Origin of the sequence: Leptospira jelokensis (assembly GCF_004769635.1) — a bacterium.
Lineage (GTDB): Bacteria > Spirochaetota > Leptospiria > Leptospirales > Leptospiraceae > Leptospira_A > Leptospira_A jelokensis.
Genome location: NZ_RQGH01000026.1, coordinates 49387 through 68478, shown reverse-complemented (window position 1 = coordinate 68478; position 19092 = coordinate 49387). Strand labels below are relative to the sequence as shown.

Annotated in this window: 18 protein-coding genes; 5 read left to right on the top strand and 13 right to left on the bottom strand. The window is 39.0% G+C overall.

What is annotated here, in order from left to right:
* From EHQ62_RS10250 to ppk1, 5 genes are all read right to left on the bottom strand, one after another.
* Window positions 1–1419, bottom strand: a complete 1419-nt coding sequence (locus EHQ62_RS10250; RefSeq protein ID WP_135642518.1) for a TolC family protein — start codon at window positions 1417–1419, stop codon at window positions 1–3.
* A 101-nt stretch (window positions 1420–1520) separates the two neighbouring features.
* Entirely contained in the window at window positions 1521–1904 is a 384-nt protein-coding gene (locus EHQ62_RS10245) for a hypothetical protein (RefSeq protein ID WP_135642516.1), read from the bottom strand.
* A 259-nt stretch (window positions 1905–2163) separates the two neighbouring features.
* Complete coding sequence (locus EHQ62_RS10240; protein WP_135642514.1) at window positions 2164–2505, bottom strand: hypothetical protein; 342 nt, start codon at window positions 2503–2505, stop codon at window positions 2164–2166.
* 108 nt (window positions 2506–2613) lie between these two features.
* Entirely contained in the window at window positions 2614–4026 is a 1413-nt protein-coding gene (locus EHQ62_RS10235) for an FAD-binding oxidoreductase (protein WP_135642513.1), read from the bottom strand.
* Window positions 4027–4036: 10 nt separating this feature from the next.
* Window positions 4037–6115, bottom strand: a complete 2079-nt coding sequence (ppk1, locus tag EHQ62_RS10230; protein WP_244241734.1) for a polyphosphate kinase 1 — start codon at window positions 6113–6115, stop codon at window positions 4037–4039.
* Window positions 6116–6206: 91 nt separating this feature from the next.
* Here ppk1 and fliD point away from each other — a divergent pair, with 91 nt between their 5' ends.
* Together fliD and EHQ62_RS10220 are read left to right on the top strand one after the other, a co-directional pair.
* Window positions 6207–8129, top strand: coding sequence for a flagellar filament capping protein FliD (fliD, locus tag EHQ62_RS10225; protein ID WP_135642509.1), 1923 nt, complete (start codon window positions 6207–6209; stop codon window positions 8127–8129).
* Window positions 8126–9088 (top strand): hypothetical protein, encoded by a 963-nt coding sequence (locus tag EHQ62_RS10220; protein WP_135642507.1) that lies wholly within the window; start codon window positions 8126–8128, stop codon window positions 9086–9088. The genes fliD and EHQ62_RS10220 overlap by 4 nt, the downstream gene beginning before the upstream one ends.
* On the opposite strand, the gene EHQ62_RS10215 is transcribed toward EHQ62_RS10220, so the two are convergent.
* Window positions 9085–9300 (bottom strand): hypothetical protein, encoded by a 216-nt coding sequence (locus EHQ62_RS10215; RefSeq protein WP_135642504.1) that lies wholly within the window; start codon window positions 9298–9300, stop codon window positions 9085–9087. The two genes, EHQ62_RS10220 and EHQ62_RS10215, sit on opposite strands and share 4 nt — an antisense overlap.
* A gap of 92 nt (window positions 9301–9392) precedes the next feature.
* Between EHQ62_RS10215 and EHQ62_RS10210 the strand changes: the two genes are divergently transcribed.
* Complete coding sequence (locus tag EHQ62_RS10210; protein WP_135643706.1) at window positions 9393–10256, top strand: HAD family hydrolase; 864 nt, start codon at window positions 9393–9395, stop codon at window positions 10254–10256.
* Here the strand turns inward: EHQ62_RS10210 and EHQ62_RS10205 are convergent.
* On the bottom strand, window positions 10230–11081 hold the full coding sequence (locus tag EHQ62_RS10205) for a class I SAM-dependent methyltransferase (protein WP_135642502.1): 852 nt from the start codon (window positions 11079–11081) through the stop codon (window positions 10230–10232). The two genes, EHQ62_RS10210 and EHQ62_RS10205, sit on opposite strands and share 27 nt — an antisense overlap.
* Before the next feature lie 110 nt (window positions 11082–11191).
* Between EHQ62_RS10205 and dapF the strand changes: the two genes are divergently transcribed.
* Window positions 11192–12034 (top strand): diaminopimelate epimerase, encoded by an 843-nt coding sequence (dapF, locus tag EHQ62_RS10200; protein ID WP_135642500.1) that lies wholly within the window; start codon window positions 11192–11194, stop codon window positions 12032–12034.
* A 45-nt stretch (window positions 12035–12079) separates the two neighbouring features.
* Here the strand turns inward: dapF and EHQ62_RS10195 are convergent, their stop codons facing one another.
* Together EHQ62_RS10195 and EHQ62_RS10190 are read right to left on the bottom strand one after the other, a co-directional pair.
* The gene (locus tag EHQ62_RS10195; protein WP_135642498.1) at window positions 12080–12802 is read right to left on the bottom strand and encodes a lysophospholipid acyltransferase family protein; all 723 of its coding nucleotides are present in this window, start codon (window positions 12800–12802) and stop codon (window positions 12080–12082) included.
* A 1-nt stretch (window position 12803) separates the two neighbouring features.
* Window positions 12804–13094 carry a hypothetical protein gene (locus EHQ62_RS10190; RefSeq protein WP_135642496.1) on the bottom strand — a complete coding sequence of 97 codons (291 nt, stop codon included), beginning with the start codon at window positions 13092–13094 and terminating at the stop codon, window positions 12804–12806.
* A 261-nt stretch (window positions 13095–13355) separates the two neighbouring features.
* Between EHQ62_RS10190 and EHQ62_RS10180 the strand changes: the two genes are divergently transcribed.
* On the top strand, window positions 13356–13841 hold the full coding sequence (locus EHQ62_RS10180) for a DUF4468 domain-containing protein (protein ID WP_135642492.1): 486 nt from the start codon (window positions 13356–13358) through the stop codon (window positions 13839–13841).
* Window positions 13842–13854: 13 nt separating this feature from the next.
* Here EHQ62_RS10180 and EHQ62_RS10175 read toward each other — a convergent pair whose 3' ends face one another.
* The 4 genes from EHQ62_RS10175 to EHQ62_RS10160 form a co-directional block, all read right to left on the bottom strand.
* Complete coding sequence (locus EHQ62_RS10175) at window positions 13855–14169, bottom strand: hypothetical protein (protein WP_135642490.1); 315 nt, start codon at window positions 14167–14169, stop codon at window positions 13855–13857.
* A gap of 21 nt (window positions 14170–14190) precedes the next feature.
* Window positions 14191–15756, bottom strand: a complete 1566-nt coding sequence (locus tag EHQ62_RS10170) for an adenylate/guanylate cyclase domain-containing protein (protein ID WP_135642488.1) — start codon at window positions 15754–15756, stop codon at window positions 14191–14193.
* Between the two features lie 16 nt (window positions 15757–15772).
* The gene (locus tag EHQ62_RS10165) at window positions 15773–17158 is read right to left on the bottom strand and encodes an MFS transporter (RefSeq protein WP_135642486.1); all 1386 of its coding nucleotides are present in this window, start codon (window positions 17156–17158) and stop codon (window positions 15773–15775) included.
* Window positions 17159–17261: 103 nt separating this feature from the next.
* Window positions 17262–19055: a SpoIIE family protein phosphatase gene (locus tag EHQ62_RS10160; RefSeq protein WP_135642485.1), complete on the bottom strand. Its 1794-nt coding sequence runs from the start codon at window positions 19053–19055 to the stop codon at window positions 17262–17264.
* Between the last annotated feature and the right edge of the window lie 37 nt (window positions 19056–19092).

Here is a 19092-nt window from a genome sequence, read left to right as displayed (position 1 = left end):
TTATTCCTCAGTACTTGGCGAAGTTTGGTTTTCAGATTTTGGGATAAAGATGCCTTTACCCACAGCATAGTTTACATTTTCAATGGCTTCCATACGATCTGTTTGGAGTTTTAACATCTCTACTACACTGGAACGATAGGTTTCAAAGAAGTCGGCAAACTCTAAGATTGTGATGTATTTCTTTTCATAACTCATGATCATATCTAAAGATAAACTTCCATAATCTTTTATATATGCATCGATGAATCGTTTGTACAAAGCGTCTTTGATTCGTGCAGATTGATAAGCAACTGCCACTTCATTTTCCACTTCCAAGATATTGTTTTTTAATTCTTGTTTACGAACTAAAATTGCTTTTTCAGCCGCTTGGATGTTCCCCTGGTTCCTATCAAAAAGGGGAACACTGAGTTGTGCTGTAACTCCCCAATAATTTTGGAAGGCAGTACCACCTCTGTTATAAACCGGACCAAAGGATAAATCAGGAATTGCATTTGCATATTGTAATTCTAAATTTGCTTCTTCGTATCGAAGTGTTTGTAAGGCTTTTTTTAAGTCAGGACGATTTTCACGAGCGATCTCAACCAAATCTTCCAGCTTGACTGTGTTTGGAATGATGGCATCCAATTGCCTTTCATTGATTTTTGGGATAAATTCAACTCGTGCATCACGATAGAGGTCATCATTCACCAAAACTTTAAGTTCTGCTTCTTTTTCATAAACTTTAATGGCAAGGTCTTCTCTTTCCTTTTTTAAAAAGAAGAGGAGGGCCTTTAGACGAAGGTGTTCCGCTTGGAGCAGTGCCCTTCTTTTGTAAGCAAGTTCGGATGAGTCCACAGTTTTTTCGATGGATGCAATACTTTGGTCATAAAAGACAACTGCCTTTTTGTAGAAGTAAATTGTATAAAATGTCCTTCTTAGTTTTGTTATGAGGGCTCTTGTTAAATCATAAAACTCTTGTTCTGAAATTTTTGCGTTTAATTCAGCAACCTTAACTCGTTTGTCGATTTTCCCACCTAACAAAAAAACTTGTTGCACTTGGACAACAGATTGACCCGAACGCGTGGTATCAAAATACCTTTGTGTTGGTTCCGCATACACACTCTGGTCAATGGCAATGTTTGGATTTGCATACAAACCCGCTTGTAAGATTCCAGCTTTTTTTACATCGATTTGAAACCGAGAGGCAATGAGTAATAAGTTGTTCTTCCATAAAAGAGATTCTGCAGTTTCTAAATCAATTTCCTTGGAAAATTTTTGATCTTCAGGGTATAAACTAGAACCAAGGGATGTCCTTGGATTTTCATCGGTCAATTGCCTCCGAAGGGCTTCACTTGCTTGTGCGACCTTCATCCCTTCCGATAAAAGGGAGGTCACCAAAAAAAGTGATAAGTAGATACCTGTTTTGTAATAAACGTTCATAAGTTACCAAATGTTTTATATTCTTTGTGTGAAGCGAATATGGGTGTCCTAACTTAAGTTAGGGGAAAGTACTCAGATTCGTCCGCAAATGCGAAAAAGGTTTAAACGAAGCAGAAAGGAGGAGGAATGTTCAGTAAGAGAGAAGAGAGAAGGTTTGGAATGTTGATTCCGTACGAAAGTAGGTCGATGTAGGATACAATTAAATCTTCAGAGAGATCTTGGTTTTTGTATTCTGAAATAAAATCTAAAAAGTCAGCCCTGGAACGGCTTAGCGCTGCATGATCATCGATGGATGTAATTTGAGGGATATCAATGGTTACATCTTCTGTTGCTTCATCGAGTTCAACTGTTTTGGAATAGGACTTTATCTGCTGAAGATTAGCTTCAAAGTATTCAGAAACTGCATCAGACGTACTATCAAACGGGAAACCTACGGTTGCCACAAGCAGCAGAGCGATGAGTTTGTTTGACCAGTGTCCCGTCATAATGTCCACGAATTCCTAGTTCGGTTTGTACTCAATCGATAAATCGATTTGATTGTTCGCATTTACTAATAAAGTCAACAATTTGTACAGTTTCTAAGAAAGCAGACGAAAAGATTGTTAAAAAAAAGACTGTCCAGAGAGAGAAAACACTCTGGTACAGTCTGGAAAGTTTTGGCAAATGAGAAACATTTCTATAGGAAATGAATATAAAAACATCCTGTGCCCCTAACGGGACACAGGTTAAAGCGGTAGAGAGGAGTTATACGGGTGGAGGTAGATTTAAGTATTGGTGGGAAAGGAGAGAAGAATTCCATTCAGTAGAATCTTTGAAACGAGAAGTGAGTATATGCCCCCAAACTCCTGTTAGGCCTCTGCCATTCCATGCAACAATGTCTTCTAAATCTTTTGTGCCAGTCCCTTCTTCCGAGGAGGTTTTGTTAGAAGAAAGCAAATGGGATCCTGAAACTTGTGATTTTCCCGAAACTCGTGAGGATTTGGCTCCCCGAGTCCGGATCAGGACGTTTTCTTCCGAAAGGAAGGCACTGCCCAGAGAGAACGTAAGGAGTGTGACTCCCAATATTTTTGTGATCTTTCTGAACATAGTTACAGTTTAGACGGTCTCTGATTAAAATCTAGCATTTTTTTGGTCTTTGCTTATCAATTAAGCAGATCGACCAAAAAAAATATGAATTTTGCAATCTGCCTTGGTTTAGAGCACTTTTCCTGGATTCAGGATCCCTTTGGGGTCAAAAGCGGCTTTGATGGCCCGCATTGTGTCCAATTCCCCTTGCGAACGCGAGAATCCCAAATAATCCTTTTTTAAAAGTCCAATCCCGTGTTCTGCCGAAATGGATCCTTTGTATTTTTGGATGAGTTGGAACATATCGGGATCCACTTGTTTGCATTGTTTGAAGAAATCAGAATCGGAAAGTTCTTTTGGTTTTACGATGTTGAGGTGGAGGTTCCCGTCCCCAATATGCCCAAAAAGGGCAATGGCAAATCCCTGGTATTGGTTCGAAAGTAGGGCCGACATTTCATCTAAAAACGACTCCATATTCCGGAGTGGGAGAGAGATATCATTTTTATGGACCGTATAGGCAAGGGACAACGACTCAGAGATCCCTTCTCGGTACTTCCAGAAGGTTTCGTTTTGTCTGGAATTTTGTGCAATGGACCCATCGGCAATGAGTTCTTTTTCGGTGATGGATTCTAAAATCGAATAAAGTTTTTCTTCGTCGGTTTCATCATTCACTTCGAATTCCATCAAAACATAATACTTGCTAGGTGATTGGAATGGATCGGGTACTCCTAAATGTTCTTTTACTTTTTCTAAACAGTAGTCTGTTAAAAATTCAAATGCTAAGAGTGGTAAATCAAAGTTATGTGTTTCTTTGAAAATTTCTAAAATGTTTTTGTATTCGGGGACTGCTAAAAATATCACTCGAATGTCTTTGGGTGGTTTTGTCAGTTTCACAACTGCTTCAGTGATGATGCCAAGTGTTCCTTCAGAACCAATAAACAAATGTTTGAGGTCGTAACCTGTATTATTTTTTAAGATTTCTCCATTGAAACGAAAAACTTCGCCTTTTCCTGTTACAACAGTAAGGCCTAATACCCAATCACGAATGAGACCATATCGTACAACACGTACACCACCAGCATTGGTTGCAATGTTCCCTCCGATATGACTGGAGCCCGTTGCCGCAAAATCAACGGGAAAATAAAATCCTCTTTCTTCCGCTTCTTTATGAAGGTTTTTTGTGATCATACCAGCTTGGATCTGTAAGGTGCCAAGGAAGGGATCAAAATCTAATACCTGGTTCATTTTGGAGAGAGATATCACAATTTCTTCATCTTTTGCAACAGCTCCGCCCGCATATCCAGTCCGACCTCCCGAAGGAACAATAGAAATCCCATTTTGGTAAGCATAAGAAACAACTTTGGCAACATCGTCTGTGTTTTCCGGAAATACCAACACTTGGTAGTTAGGTGAGTATACTTTTGTTCGATCTGTACCGTAAGAATTAAATAACGATTCATCCATCGTACCATCATTTTTTTGGATGATCTTTTTTTCTCCGATGAGTTTCCCTAGTTCTATTTTTGTTTTTGTAAAATCCATTTTGGTTCCTTTAAATATCAACCATATCAATTTGAGAATTCACAGCTGGATCATCATCTCCAGGAGTGAGTCTTGTATAACTTCCATCTGATTCTAATACACGTGCTTGGGTATTGTCTCGGAGTAGGAGTTCTAATATCTTTGCGATTCGTTTTTTGTGTTTGTCTTGTAAAATGGGAAACATCACTTCAATGCGGCGAAGGAAGTTCCTTGGCATACAATCCGCAGAGGCCAAATATACTTCTGGTTTGCCACCATTTTCAAAACTATAAATCCTAGAATGTTCCAAATACCTGCCCACAATCGAACGAACATTTATTCGATCCGAAACCCCCGGAATTCCAGGGCGCAAACAACAAATCCCTCGGATGATTAAATCAATTTTTACACCCGCTTGGGATGCTTCATAAAGTTTGAGGATCACATCTGGATCAACGAGTGAATTCATTTTAAATATCACTCGAGCTTGTTTTCCCACTTTGGCATTTTCCGTTTCCCTTTGGATGAGTCGTAAAAACTCTTCCTTTAAGAAAGTTGGGGCCGCATAAATTTTAGACAACCTTGGCATCTTACCCGAGCTTGTGATGGTGTTGAAAAGGATGGCAACATCTTCCGTGATCTCTGGATTTGCTGTAAACAAACTGATGTCTGTATAATACCTTGCCGTTGTGGAATTGTAGTTTCCTGTTCCAAGGTGGACATATCGATTGAGTTTGTCTTCTTCTCTTCGGACAATCAGTAACATCTTACAATGGATTTTGAGACCTACTACACCGTAAACAACGTGTACTCCGCTATCCTCTAATTTTTTGGCCCACCGGATGTTTCGTTCTTCGTCAAACCTCGCTTTGAGTTCGACAAGTACCGTTACCTGTTTTCCATTTTCAGCGGCTTCACCTAAGTATTGTATAATGGGAGAATCCCCTGAGGTTCTGTATAATGTCATTTTGATCGCAAGAACTTTAGGGTCCTGGCTTGCTATTTTTAGCATATCCTCGATGGATTTAAAACTTTCGTAAGGATGGTGGAGGAGGTGATCGTTTTTGCGAATCTCTGAAAAAATAGATTCACTTTTTTTTGCTGCAAATCCTGATTTTGGAACTGGATAGGAAAACTTTAAGTGACTTGTTTTTTCTAGTCCTTGGAAGAACATCATGTCGTTTAAACTAAGTAAGGTGGGTATCTCCATGACTTGGTATTCTTCGAGTTCCAAAAGCCCTCTTAATAGTTCCTTGATATGGCCTGCTCCGGAATGGACATCCAACCGAACTGCATCACCCCACATTCTATTTTTAAGTTCGTTTTTCATTGTGGTGAGAAGGTCACCAATGTTTTGTTCTTCATTGATAGAGATATCAGCATCTCTTACAATTTTAAATGTATGAATTTGTTTTACATTCATTCCGTAGAACAAGTCACCTAAGTGTAGTTTGATGATCTCTTCTAGTGGGAAATACCTTCTGGTATCTGATTCTTGGTTGGGAGGTAATTGCAAAAATCTAGGCAAAACACTTGGCACCTGGACAATCGCAAACAGTTCTTTGATTTTGTTTTTGTCATCATCAGAATAGAGGGTGATGCCTAAATTGAGAGTTCGGTTCAGAATGTGAGGGAAAGGGTGTGACGGATCGATGGCAAGTGGAGTGAGAATGGAAGATACTTCCCTTTTGTAATAGTTTTTTACAAATTGGATGTCATCCCCTGCCAGTTCACTTGGGTCTTGCACCACGACAATTTTGTTTTCCTTCAGTTCGATTAAGATTTCATCTAAGGATTCGTATTGTTTTTTGACAAATTGCCCAACTTTGGAATAAAGTTCCGCGATGGTTTCGGAAGTTCGTTTTCCATTTAGGCTTTTTTCTTCGATCCCAGCATTTTTTAAATTGAGAAGCCCCGCCACACGCACCATAAAAAACTCATCCAAATTGGACTCAGTGATGCATAAAAATTTAAGGCGTTCTAAGAGTGGATTTTCTTTATCAAAGGATTCTTCGAGTACGCGGTAATTGAAGTCGACCCAAGAAAGTTCGCGGTCGAAAAAGATATTTTGGTTCCCCAGTTCTATTTTTTCTGTAGGGTTAGCAGTCATAATTCTAGGATTTGGGAAGGAAAAAATTCTGTAAATTCCTAATCCTTTTGTAGAATTCGACGACACTAGATTCAGAGGGATTTGGGACGATATGCCAGCATACACCATGCCGGGTTTGATGACCGGGCAAAACACAAACGATATCGTTAAAAAACTGGTCGAATTGGAACGACGGCCCATCAAACGTTGGGAAACCGAAAATGAATATGCCAAAATGCAGATTCAAATTTGGGGAGAAGTGAAAAATCTCACAACCAACCTCCAAACGAAAACGAGAGCCCTTGTTTCGTTCACTGCCCCCTTTGCCACAAAGTCAGTTTCCTCATCCGTGGAAGGAGTGATCACTGGCGAGGCTTCCAGAGCCGCGAAATCCGGAAACCGCGCACTTGAAATCATAGAAATGGCAAGTAAACACCAGTTATCTGGTGTTGAAATTGATACCGACATTCGTTTGCCAGAAGGTAGTTTTACTGTTTATTCAGGAAAATCCAAGGAAACAGTTACGTTTCCTGGTGGTGGGCTTTCGGAACTTTCCAATGCCATTAAAAATATGGCGGGCAGCCTAATGGATGCCTCCATTATCAAAATTGATAAAGATTCTTCGATAATTACGTTAACATCTGTTAAAACTGGTAAAAAAAACCAACTTCAGTTTTCGGATCCCAATGGAATTTTAAAATTGGCAGGCCTTGTAGGAGAGAACAAAGCCCAAGGAGAAGATACAAAACAAATCCTCTCACTTGATGGAACAAAAGCCAAAGCTTGGGATACTTCTAAGTTTAAAAAATCGGAACTTGAAACCGATAAACTCACGCAAAGCGAAGAGGGAATCTTTTTAAAACCGGATACTGCATATACCATTCCGATTGCTGTGACAGAAATCAAAGAACGAGCTTTTTTTGAAGTAGAAGTTGTGGGTGAGGCTCCCGCGGTGATGGAACTTGGAATGAGTTTTGAAAAAGAAGGGAGTGTTCGTAACAAATTCCTTCCCATCACAAAAACGGAATCGAAATACATTTTCCAAGCCGGAGATTTGGCGACTGACAAAAACCTCACTGGTATCATTCTCTCTAACGCAGCAACCACTCCAATCCAAATCAAATCTGTGACTCTAGTCACTCCAGAGGCTCCAGGCACTGCAGAACCTCTAAAAGTATTACAAGAAGCAAAAGACCTCAAAATCAAAATTGATGGTGTTGAAATCACACGTGAAACAAATGAAGGCATTGCTGATGTATTAGAAGGAATTTCATTTAATGTCCATAAGGTGACAGAAGAACCCGTTACACTCAAAATCCACGTGGACCATGCTAAAGGTTCTGCACTGATCAAAGAATGGGTGGATGCCTATAATGAACTGATGAAATTTTCCAAAGAAATCACCTCGGTGGAAAAAAATGGGAAAATTTCAGATAAAAAGGAAAGTGATGATACCAAGGCAACTGATATCTCAAGAGATTTTTGGGATAACAAGTCTAAGTCGGGACTTTTGGCTGGTGAAAACTCCATCTTAAGGCTCATTGCTTCTTTAAAAACAACTGCCAATTCCTATTACCCTGCAACCAAAGAAAATGGATTTCGAGTGTTAACAGACATTGGAATTTCCACAGGTGCCGTTGGTTCCAATTGGGAAAAAATCCAAGATGGACTATTGCAGATTGACCAGGAAAAACTCATTGCAGTTTTGTCTGAGAACCCTGATGGAGTGAGAGATCTTTTTGCATCTGATCCAAATAACGATGCAAAGATGGAAGAAGGGGTTGGAATCAAATTACTTGAAATTTTAAAACCTTATAACCAATACGCTTCGGGCATTGTCACAAGTAAGGTAAAACTTTTAGAAGAAAGTGTAGCTGGTAATAATAAAAAAATCAAAGAACATGAGTCTCATCTCATTAGTTTTGAATCCAAATTGAAACAACGATTTCTCTACATGGAACAAGGTGTAGGCAAAAACAAATCAGTTGGAAATTACTTACAGAATAATATGTTTAGAGGGAACGGTGGAGAATGATGGATATTTTTATCAATGAACAACAATTGGATACTAAATTGGATGGGGAAACAAACCTAGGTCAAGTGTTTGATCAAATCCAAAAATGGATCGAATCCAATGGTAAATACCTTCGTCATTTCACTGTAAATGGAAAGGAACTCAATCGTTCCGATTTAGATTCTTTTGGAATCGATGAAACAGAGCGATTGGATTTGTATGTTGGGGAAGAACTTGATGTCATTGAAGACAGTTTAGTCGAAGTAGACAATTACGTAGACAAAGTAGGTTCCACACTTGTAGGCCGTGATTCATTAACAGAAAAAGAAGCAGAGGATTTAAAGGAAGGAATCCCTTGGATCATTTCTATGATTCGAACTACAACCAAACTTTTAAACCTCAATTTGAACCTTATCCAACCAATGGGGAAAGGGAAAAACGTAGAAGAAATTTTAACTTCATTACAAAACGGGGCCTTGGTGCTCGATTCTACAAAAGCGATTGAATCCTTTTTAGAGGACCTTCGCGATGTAAAATTATTTTTAATGGACCTAAGCGCAAGACTTGCGGTGATGCGACTTGATGAATCTGAACTCATTGAAATCATTTCTCGTTTTGTGAATGAAAAAGATAAAGTGATCAAAGACTTTATGTTGGTGAATGAAAATTTCCAATCTGGAAAGGATCACTTAGCGTCAGAAATTTTAAACGATGCAGTGGGTCGATTAACAGGTCTTATGTCAGCTCTTGTTTCCATCCAAACGCGCCATACAGAACTTGATTGGCAAACCTTGTCCTTTGAAGATAAAAAACTATCGGATTTGGTTGGAGAACTCAATGTTACACTTTCCAATATTGCACAAGCAATGGAAAAAAATGACATTGTATATGCAGGGGATATTTTGGAATACGAATTACCTGAAATTTTGGAATCACTCGTTCCATTTCTCTCCCTTGTCCTAGAGAAAGTGACAGTTTAATTTTTTTCTTTTTGGGGGATATGGTTTGCGAACCAATTCCCCAATGCAAACAAAACACCTACACCAAATACAACACTCCCCCAAATGATGTTTAAATTCCAACCAAGGGATTTGACATACATCGGATCACCATCTGTCAAATACCCATGCCCCATTAAAATGGATCCTAATAGAAGAAATAAGGCAGAGAGGATGGATGATAAGGAAATCATACGAAAATCCTAACATCCTATCCGTAGATGACAAGTCATAATTCTCAACCAAACCGTTGACAGAAGGAATTGGATTCGTTTCACTTTCCGATATGGCTTTATTTTTAGATTTGGACAATACCCTTTTGCCTTCCAAAAAAGCTTACAATTATGCCATCACACAATGTGCAACTGACTGGAGGGAGCGCGGGTTAGGTGACAATTTTTTGGAATTGTATGAATTGGCAAGAAAACAAGTAAAATCGCAACTCAAACACCATAGTTCGAATCGTTTGCGTTTGTTATGTTTTAAATTGGTATGGGAACATTTACGATCGAAAGACTTTGGAAAAAACTCAGAGATTTTAAAGAATACTTCTCAAGTTTCACTGTCTTCCCAAATTCGTTTCGGTTTCCAAACCGAAGACATCCAAGAGATCCTTTGGATGGAAGAAAGGTATTTTTTTCATTTCTTACATTTTTATGCAGAAGAAAAAAAGAAATTAAGTTACAAAGACAGTTTGTTTCCCCTCTTAATTTCCCTTTCTCATGAATTTCCAATTTACCTCACTACCAATGAAACACTTCGTACCCAACTCTTGAAAGTCCAAGGGTTTTTGCCAAAAGGTTTTCGTTTTACAATCATCACTTCAGAGGAAGTTGGATTTGAAAAACCAACAACAGAATTTTTCCAATATGTGATCCAGAAAGCAGGTGAAGACCCCAACGATTGTATTTTACTCGGTGACAATTGGGATGATGATATCATTGGAGCAAGTTCTCATGGAATTTCGTGCATCCATATCCCCGATATGTGGGGAGAAGGAGACGAGATAAATGAAATACATGGATCTGAAGGATCCATAGAAGGAAACAATCGAGTTCCTGGTGCCAATCCAAAGAATATTTGGCGGGCTTCCAATATTATCTCTGGACTAACCTTTGCTAGGTCATGGCTTCTGGAGCGTCAAAAATAAAGTATTGTTCCAATTGACGGTCTTGAAGCTGAGAGTGAATACAAGTTTGGTGAAGAAATAATAGGCTAACTTTACATAAACGGCGATTTTACTTTTGCTACCAGACACTGATAAAATTGGCATTAGCACTTTGTATTGTGGATTCGTAAATCCGCATTGTTTGCCAAGTTCGGCCAAGGTGGACATTTTGTAATTGTTCACATGGTCTTTGGCTTCTAAATAATGAACCCCTTCTTTCATTCCTTTTAGTTTTACCTTGAGGTTTGCTTTTGCCAACTGAATGGGAAAATTTGGAGTTTGTAAAAACAATATGCCACCTGGTTTTAATAAACTATGGAGGTAGGTGAGAAGGGAGTGGGGTTTTGGAATGTGTTCAATCACATCCCAAAGGGTAATGGTATCAAAACTTTCTTTTGGCAGTTTGGAATCTTGGACAAGGCCTGCATACACGGTCTTCATTCCATTTTGTTCATTGGCAAACTTCACTGCTTGTTTGGAAATCTCATAACCTACAGCCGTCCAACCTGGTTTTTCCGTTAGGACCGCTTTCACAAAAAAACCAAGCCCACAACCCACATCCAAAAGATTCCCCTTTGGTTCTTTTAGATAGGTTCCTATAAAATCAGAATACACAGCTCTGTGTGCGTTGTCCCACCATTCCAGATCATATGTTTGTTCGGCGCCGTCCCAATACCCTTCGTAGTGTTCTTCTTGTTCATACGACGAATAAACATGACCACAATTTTGGCATTCCAAGATGGGGGTCCCATTTTCATTAAAAACGGATTTGGACTCGGTCGATTGGCAAAGGATACAAGATTTCATGTTCGATACTGTCAGTCTAATCGAAGGGAACAAGGGTCAAACTAAAAATCCTTGATACGACTTGCCAATGAGAGTCACCAAAAAATCATTGGGTGAAAAGAGAGGGACAGATGAAAATCAATTTCACCAAAATGGAAGGGATCGGAAACGACTACGTATACATTGATGCTACAAAAAACGATATCCGACTCACTCCAGAACAAATCCAAAAATTATCCGACCGCAATTTTGGAATCGGTGGCGATGGTGTGATTTTCATTCGTAATTCTAACTCTGGTGAATTCCAGATGGATATGTACAACTCCGATGGGAGCTCCTCGGAAATGTGTGGGAATGGAGTTCGTTGTGTGGGAAAATTTGTGTATGACCATGGTCTTACCAAAAACCAAAAACCTACGATTGAAACAGGAAAAGGAGTTCTCACCTTAGATTTAAAAACAGGTACGAATGGAAAAGTGGAAATGGTGACTGTGGATATGGGTGAACCCATCCTAAAACCAAACCTCGTTCCCATTGTTTGGTCTGGAGACGAACCTGTGATCAACCAAGTGATTGAAGTCCAAGGGAAACAATACCACTTTACCGCTGTTAGTATGGGAAACCCACATTGTGTGATCTATGTGGACGATGCAGATGATTTTCCTGTCAGAGAAATTGGCCCACTCATCGAAAACCATCCATTATTCCCAAGAAGAGTGAATGTTGAATTTGTATCCATCAAAGGAAAAGACCACCTTTACCAAAGGACCTGGGAACGTGGAACGGGAGAAACCTTGGCTTGCGGAACGGGAGCTTGTGCTGTCACAGTGGCCTCTATCCTGAATGGAAAAACCGGACGATCTGTACGGATTGATTTACGCGGGGGAACACTCCACATTGAATGGAAAGAAAATGGTTCTGTGATGATGACAGGTCCTGCAAAAGAAGTATTTTCGGGAGAAGTAGAAATTTAAGCAAACACCAAGGGAATGTGATCACATTGACTTGTAGTTTGATGATTACTTTTTGATGTAATCCACTTTTTGTAATTCACCCATACGCCGTTTCGTTTCTTCTGAAACGGCCACCATACCCTTGTCAAGTGGTAGGTGGGCATAGTCCTCATACTTGATCACTTCACCAAAGACCACATTGATTTTTTTGTATACGACTCTTCGTTTGATATCACAAACTTCTTTGGGCATTCCCATAAAAGCACGCACAAGTGGTGGGATGGGATAGTCGGTAATGGTTTCTTCTTCTGGGATGATGACAGATGGTAAGATATCGACTTTGTTACGCAAACTAAAGGCAGCAAAGCCAGTATGGAAATTTGCAAGTGGTGCGGAAAAATCATTTTTCACCATGTAGTCATGGCCTTCTGGAAAAATCCCAAGTACATCCCCATTCTTGAAAACCTGTTGTACCTTTTTGATACTTGCCATAGAAATGTTTCCATCAATGGCCATGGGGATGGTTCCCGTTTTTTCAACAAAGTCTTTAAAGAGTGGAATCCTTGTCGTGTATTCTGCAGCGATCCAAGAGATGAATCTTGGAAACACAGATCCAATGACAAACGGATCCATATCACTGCGATGGTTGCAAGTGAGGATCAGTTTGCCTGTTGGGACAATGTTATGGTATCCGTAAACCGTTGTGTTCACAGCCAAATTAAAAAACGGAGTGACAAACTTTTTGATGTTCTCGACGTTTTTTTTGGCTTGGTCTACGGTATTTTCCATTTCAATCTCCTAAAATCTTTTGCCACCAGGATTTGGTAACATTACCACTGTTTGGTTTTCGTGGTTCGGCACTGGGATTCTCTCCACTCATTTCTCTTGGGTCATTCGAGGGAGCATTGGGCATCCGGCGTTTCCCAACGTGAGGGCTTGGAACAGTGCGTTTGATTTCCTCCAATTCTTTTTGGGCAGAAGCGTTGGACTTAATAAAAGCGCGGATTTCATCCCACTGGGGATCAAAATCATTTCCATACATGGCATAATTCATAAGATCAATACGATCAAAATCGGGCATGTTCAAGATTGAAAGTGATGCCCGCACAAATTCAATCCAATTTTTATTTGGGCACTCTAGAATGAGGGAGGCCAATTCCGAAAATAATAAAGTGAGAGATAGAATCGAGTCCAAGAGACATAAGATCAAAAAAACAAACCAGAACACATCCCCATTGCCCAAAAACGTAATTCCATTTCCGGTCCAGCCGAATAAGGAGAAAATTTTCCATTTATGTGAAGATTTGTTTTGCGAACCGAACGAGGGAAAAGAAGCTTAGAGATGATGCAGAAACGATTATTGGCTTTATCTTTGTTTTTCCTTTTGTTCCAAAACTCAATGTGTTTGAAACTTTGGATTGTTTCTTCCAAAATGCGCACCACAGAAGATGCGAGAGACCATAAAACCTACCAAAAAACGAGAAGTTTTCTCAAAGCAAAACAATGGTTGGAATACAAACTGGATCCAGAAGTATCCAAAATTGAATTTGAAAACCAAGAAACCGGGGAACTCAGAGGGATTGGCCTCATCAAATGTTACGTTCCTTATGGAATTGGGGAAGTGGACGCCAACGAACATGAATTTGAATATGTGGTGAAGGTTCGGGATGGCCATGCTGAAATGCAGATCAATAAAATCTTTTCTTTTATCCGCGATCCCAATGACATCATCCTGAATTACGGTCCTAAGAATGAGAAAGTGGCGAAGGTAACGATTCGGTCTTGTTTTCGGCCACTGCTCGATGATTTCTTCGAGTTTATTAAATAATCTAAAATTTGGATTAGTAACCGAGTGGATTGCCCACCGTGGAACCCGTGGAACCAAAGGTATTGGTTCCTGTAGGGGAATCAGTTAGGCCATAGTAGTTCAGATTTTGTGAACTACCATTTTCTGAAGATTGGTTTTGCGATGAGGATTGGGAGGAATTGGATTGTGAATTGGCATTCGAATACCCATCGTCTTTCAGTAGGTCTAAAATGTCCTCGGTACTCACCAACTTGATTTCGTTACACGATGCAAAGAAAACACTGATCGCGAAAATTCCAAAAGCCAATTTCATAAGGACCAGTTTGCCCGATTGGAAAAAAGGATTCAAGCCTTTAATCCAGATTCTTTTTCAAGTGGCGGCATAAGAAAAAATCTTTTCTTTTGATTCCCTTCCTTTGAGTTCAAATTCACCTTCCAATTGCAAACGGAAATTTTGGCTTTTGAGTAAGTATTTTGCGGTGTTTTCTGTGATGAGAAGGTTTTTTTGTAACCCTTTGCATAATCCCTCCACTCGTGATGCGGTATTCACAGTATCACCAATCACCGTAAATTCCATTCTGTTGGTTGATCCAATATTTCCAACAAGTAAACTCCCCGTATGGATTCCGATTCCCATTTTGAGTTCCGTGAGCCCTTCCGCTAAAAATTGTTTGTTCAACTCATCTAAATTCTTTTGCATTTCAAGAGCTGTTTGTACTGCTTTGTCGGCATGATTGGTCATCGGGATAGGTGTTCCAAAAACTGCTAAAATCGCATCTCCAATGAATTTGTTGATAAACCCACCATGGACTTCAATGGCATTACTCATTTCTTGGAAGTAACGGTTGAGGATGTACAATACTTCTTCGGGTGTTCGTTTTTCTGATAACTTTGTGAAATCGCGTAAATCAGAAAAAAGAATTGTGGCTTCGACAACTTTTCCACCTAGACTATGTTCGTTGGAAAGTAGGTAATCTCTAATCCTTGGATCAACAATGCGACCAAAAGTGTCTTTGATTCTTTCTCTTTCGGCAAGTCCTTCTGCCATTTCATTCACAGCGTCACCAAGTAACCCTAGTTCATCCGAACTAAATATGGTGACTCTGGTATCAAACTTTTGTTCTTTGATGAGTTCTGTTGCCGATTCGATTTGGTTTAATGGGTGTTGCAAACTGATCGCAAAGGTAACAGAGAATAAAAAGGAAAAAAACAACATGATGGCAATCACTTCAAACAGAACATCCGTATGGAGGAGAGTGTGTAATTGGAATAGGTTTTGGTTTGTCCTTTGTAAAAGACCAAAAATCAGAAGGATGATTGGGAATAATGTGGAGGCTGTCCAAAAAATAATTTGTTTTGTGACGATAGAAAATTGTTTTCCCTTTGCATATTTGCCGAGTCCTCCTGTTGGGAACACATTCGGAATGATTAATGTTTTGTTTAAAAAATTAGTAGTGGAATAAGAAAAGGCAAAAGCAAAAAGACCCCAGAAAGCAAATAAAATGGTGACTGTCAGGATACTTTGCGGAGGGGCATCTGGATACAAAGTATCAATCCTAAGAACTGATAAAAATGTAGAAAGTTCCCAACCGATAAACCCAAACAAACTGATGATCATCGGGGAATGGACGATACGGTATCTTGCCCTTTCTTCTGAAATGATGTTACATTTTTCTTTTTTGAAAATGTAATTGGCAACTGGCATACTATAAAATAATAAAATGGAAGTGATGATGGGGAATGGTGCCCATGTTAACGCGAATAAGGTGAAATCATTTGTGGTGCGTGTTGCCTCAAACAAGGCCAAAAATTTTTCAGGTAAAAAAGCGGTACTTGTATAATTGGCAAAAATTAAAGTGAAAAAACAGGCAGAAAAAGGTACAATGAAGTAAATGCTAAGAAATGCAAAAAACTGAACCTTTTTATTTTCTCTCATAGGTTTCATATTGTAATTACCGTTTCATGTTTTTCAAGGTTCTTTTTGTTAATATCCTTTGCACTTGGATGTGTTTGGAATCAGATAAGGGAAAAAATAAAAAGAGTAGGGAACCCAAGATAAAGAAAAATCCAACACCTGGGCCAAAGATCATGGCAAGTCTGAATCCAACTTCTGGTGATTGGGTTGTGAGGCCATTTTGGAATCCAATGATATCGAGTAAAAATCCAGTGATGGCAATCCCAAAAGCTTGAGAGAACTTAACACCCATTTTCCAAATTCCAAAATAGAGACCTTCTCGTTTTTCTCCTGTTTTGAACTCATCATAATCAACCACATCGGTTAGGATGGAATCCATAATTAAAATGGAACCTGCAAAGATTCCTCCGAAAAATGCCGCAATGAGGGGAGGTCTAAGTTCTCCATATGGGAACAAAGGATAAACGATGACGGTAAGAAGTCCAAGTCCAAAGACACCAAAAAAGGCCGGAATTTTTTTTCCAATTTTTTTTGAAATCCAAACCCAAAACCCAATGGATACCATCAGCACTAAAAAAAAAGGTAATAAGATATTGATGACAACTTGTGATTCTTTTAAACCCAAACGGTATTCATAATAGTACAATGCGATCGCAGAATTAAATGTTCTACCAATGGTCGCGATCACAAAAGCAAATAATAAAATGAGAAACATCCTATTTTTTAAAACAGATCCAAATGACTGGAAAAAAGGAAGTTGTTTGGTTTTATCCGATTGGATTGTATCTTTTCCCTTTGTGACCCAAAAAGTGATGAGAGAGGAAACCAAAATCACAAGGGAAACAATTTCACCTGCTGTAGTCCGTGAAGTGATGATATTTTGTTTTGAACTTTCATCACCTAGCGATTGTAAGATTGCTGCGGGAACAATCATTCCTATAAGCATTCCAATATTACTAAAGAACAAACGCCATCCAAATACAGAAGTCCTCTCGTTTCGTTCAAAACTGAGTTCCCCACCAAGAGCAATATGAGGTACGGAGATGATTGTCATCGCTGTGTTCACTAAAAGATACACACTTAGCAAATAAGAAAATTTCCCAATTTGAGAAGCAATCTGAGGTGGAGAAAAAAGTAAAAGCACAGAAATCGCTAAAAGGATTCCTCCAATTAAAATATAGGGCCTCCTCCTACCAAATCGAGAATGGGTATGGTCGGAAATCCTACCCATAAGAGGGTCACTGATGGCATCCCAAATCACTGATATAGACAGTGCAATGCCTGCTAAACTGGAGTTTAGGCCAACAATTTCTGTGTAGTATTTTAAAAGATAAATTTGAGTGAAAAGTTGAACAGCTGTTATACCTGTTTCAGCAAGTCCATATCCCATTTTGACGGGAGTTTTGAGTTTGGTTTGGTTCATTCCTAGTTCCATGTATTGGACGGTTTTTGCCCAATACTTGGGAAATAAATTAGAAGTCCGACGAAAAGAAAGAGGTAGAGAATTGAATCAATTTATCTTCCGTTCATTCTGTTTTATACGAAATACGGATGATGGAAATATCGTCGATCACTTGGCCAGTGGAATCGATTTCTCGGATCATGTCTTCTAAATTGGCTCCTGTACTTTCCACAATTTCTAGGAAATTTTCATCCTCAGATAAAACTTCCCATTCTCCTTCTGGATTTTTTGAAAGTAGATCGTCCTTTCCATCAGACCCGATGAGCAAAACATCCTTGGGTTGCAATTGGAACTCATTGACTTCTTTTGCAGAGTTGGCGCCAAGTGTACCCAATTTTCGGTAGGTAATGGTCGGAAACAAATAATTTGCTTTTCCATTTCGAAATAAAACAATCATCGGATGTTCGGCATTGAGGAAAAAAAGTTTACCAGTCGCTTCGGCAATGAGTCCCAAACTTAAGGAAACCAACATAGTCCCATCAAACGTTTCAAAAATCAATTGTAGTTCTTGGAAAGTGGATTTGAGCCATTCATCAGGGCTTAGGGTTTGGAACCTCGTATCGGTTTTGGTCCTTTGTACGATGGATTGGAATACCGAACCAAAAACCAAGGCCCCACCTGCTCCCTGCATTGATTTTCCCATCGCATCCGCATTTACAAATAAAAGATACTTTTGCTCATTGAGATGAATGGTATGAGAAATATTGATATCACCACCAATCTCATACTTTCTGTTTTTGTATTCAAATGACTTTTTTTGTCTTAGAAAATGGTCTACTTGGAAATACTTACTACTGATATCTTTGATGGCAAATGGGTTTAAGAGTTGGTAAATTAGAAAATAATCTCCATCTTGTTGCACTTTCAATTTGCTTAAATCCAATAATGACTGGTTTAATTCATCTGTTCTTAACGTGACTTTTTCTTCCAATCCTTCGTTTAAATCTCGAATTTCTTGGTACATATTTTTTAAGGTTCCAATGACCGAGTTTAAGTAAAATGCTTGTTTGGCGAAGTCATCACTCGATCTGGGATTTACGATCACATTAAAATTCCCTTTCGCCAATTCGCCCAAAGACCGACTGGTTTCGTTTAAACCTTCATTTACTGACTTTGCCACAACGTAGGAACAAACAACGAGTGGAACAATGAAGATAAAAGAAACGGTAACGATAGGGATCATTGGGTCAGCGACGGCTATTTCACCAGAGGCCAAAGAATATAAAATGTATGAAAATATGACAAAAGGAAGTGCCGCCAAACTAAAAAATGCGACAAGTATCCTTGTGAAATAATTAAACTTTGGAATATCCTTTTCTTGAAGTTCGATATTTTGGAATTGTGGTAAATCAAATAAATTACGAATGGAGTTTTCTGTGATAAAATAATAGGTTACAAATGAAATGGGAGCAATCATCACAAATGTGAATATGGCAGATCTTGTAACCGAAGGTGTGTACTCGACCAAATAAAAAAATAACAAACTAATTGGTATCACACCAGATAACCAACGTATTACGATAATGATAGCTTCAACTAGTGGATACCGGAAAAGTAAAATTTTTACTGATTTTGCGTAAGCCAGTTCTTCTTTAGAAAGGGAAGATGTGCCAGTGTTTGGAAGTTTCATCCGTTCTATTTTTGCAAATAGATACTTTAAAAGCAAATGTCTGATAAAAGTTCCTAAAAGTCCGATCCCTGTGGCAAATACGAGACATAAAGCTATGAATATTTTCCAATGGTTTGGTTCCATCTTTTGGGTGATGATGGCATAATAAACGGCAAAGGGCACAGGTACAGTATGAGTGAAAGCCTCTAGTTTTAATGTCAGATCCCAAAATAAAGATTTTCTGTTCATGGTCGTCATACGAGAAATGATACCGAAAACGATACTA

Bases quoted from the DNA above. Each gene is read 5' to 3' on its own strand.
- EHQ62_RS10190 (WP_135642496.1), bottom strand. From the start codon at position 13,094: ATGCCCGATTTTGATCGTATTGATCTTATGAATTATGCCATGTATGGA.
- EHQ62_RS10205 (WP_135642502.1), bottom strand. From the start codon at position 11,081: ATGAAATCTTGTATCCTTTGCCAATCGACCGAGTCCAAATCCGTTTTT.
- fliD (WP_135642509.1), top strand. From the start codon at position 6,207: ATGCCAGCATACACCATGCCGGGTTTGATGACCGGGCAAAACACAAAC.
- EHQ62_RS10210 (WP_135643706.1), top strand. From the start codon at position 9,393: ATGGCTTTATTTTTAGATTTGGACAATACCCTTTTGCCTTCCAAAAAA.
- EHQ62_RS10160 (WP_135642485.1), bottom strand. From the start codon at position 19,055: ATGAACAGAAAATCTTTATTTTGGGATCTGACATTAAAACTAGAGGCT.
- EHQ62_RS10220 (WP_135642507.1), top strand. From the start codon at position 8,126: ATGATGGATATTTTTATCAATGAACAACAATTGGATACTAAATTGGAT.
- dapF (WP_135642500.1), top strand. From the start codon at position 11,192: ATGAAAATCAATTTCACCAAAATGGAAGGGATCGGAAACGACTACGTA.
- EHQ62_RS10250 (WP_135642518.1), bottom strand. From the start codon at position 1,419: ATGAACGTTTATTACAAAACAGGTATCTACTTATCACTTTTTTTGGTG.
- EHQ62_RS10180 (WP_135642492.1), top strand. From the start codon at position 13,356: ATGATGCAGAAACGATTATTGGCTTTATCTTTGTTTTTCCTTTTGTTC.
- EHQ62_RS10165 (WP_135642486.1), bottom strand. From the start codon at position 17,158: ATGAACCAAACCAAACTCAAAACTCCCGTCAAAATGGGATATGGACTT.
- EHQ62_RS10195 (WP_135642498.1), bottom strand. From the start codon at position 12,802: ATGGAAAATACCGTAGACCAAGCCAAAAAAAACGTCGAGAACATCAAA.
- ppk1 (WP_244241734.1), bottom strand. From the start codon at position 6,115: ATGACTGCTAACCCTACAGAAAAAATAGAACTGGGGAACCAAAATATC.
- EHQ62_RS10235 (WP_135642513.1), bottom strand. From the start codon at position 4,026: ATGGATTTTACAAAAACAAAAATAGAACTAGGGAAACTCATCGGAGAA.
- EHQ62_RS10245 (WP_135642516.1), bottom strand. From the start codon at position 1,904: ATGACGGGACACTGGTCAAACAAACTCATCGCTCTGCTGCTTGTGGCA.
- EHQ62_RS10215 (WP_135642504.1), bottom strand. From the start codon at position 9,300: ATGATTTCCTTATCATCCATCCTCTCTGCCTTATTTCTTCTATTAGGA.
- EHQ62_RS10170 (WP_135642488.1), bottom strand. From the start codon at position 15,756: ATGAGAGAAAATAAAAAGGTTCAGTTTTTTGCATTTCTTAGCATTTAC.
- EHQ62_RS10240 (WP_135642514.1), bottom strand. From the start codon at position 2,505: ATGTTCAGAAAGATCACAAAAATATTGGGAGTCACACTCCTTACGTTC.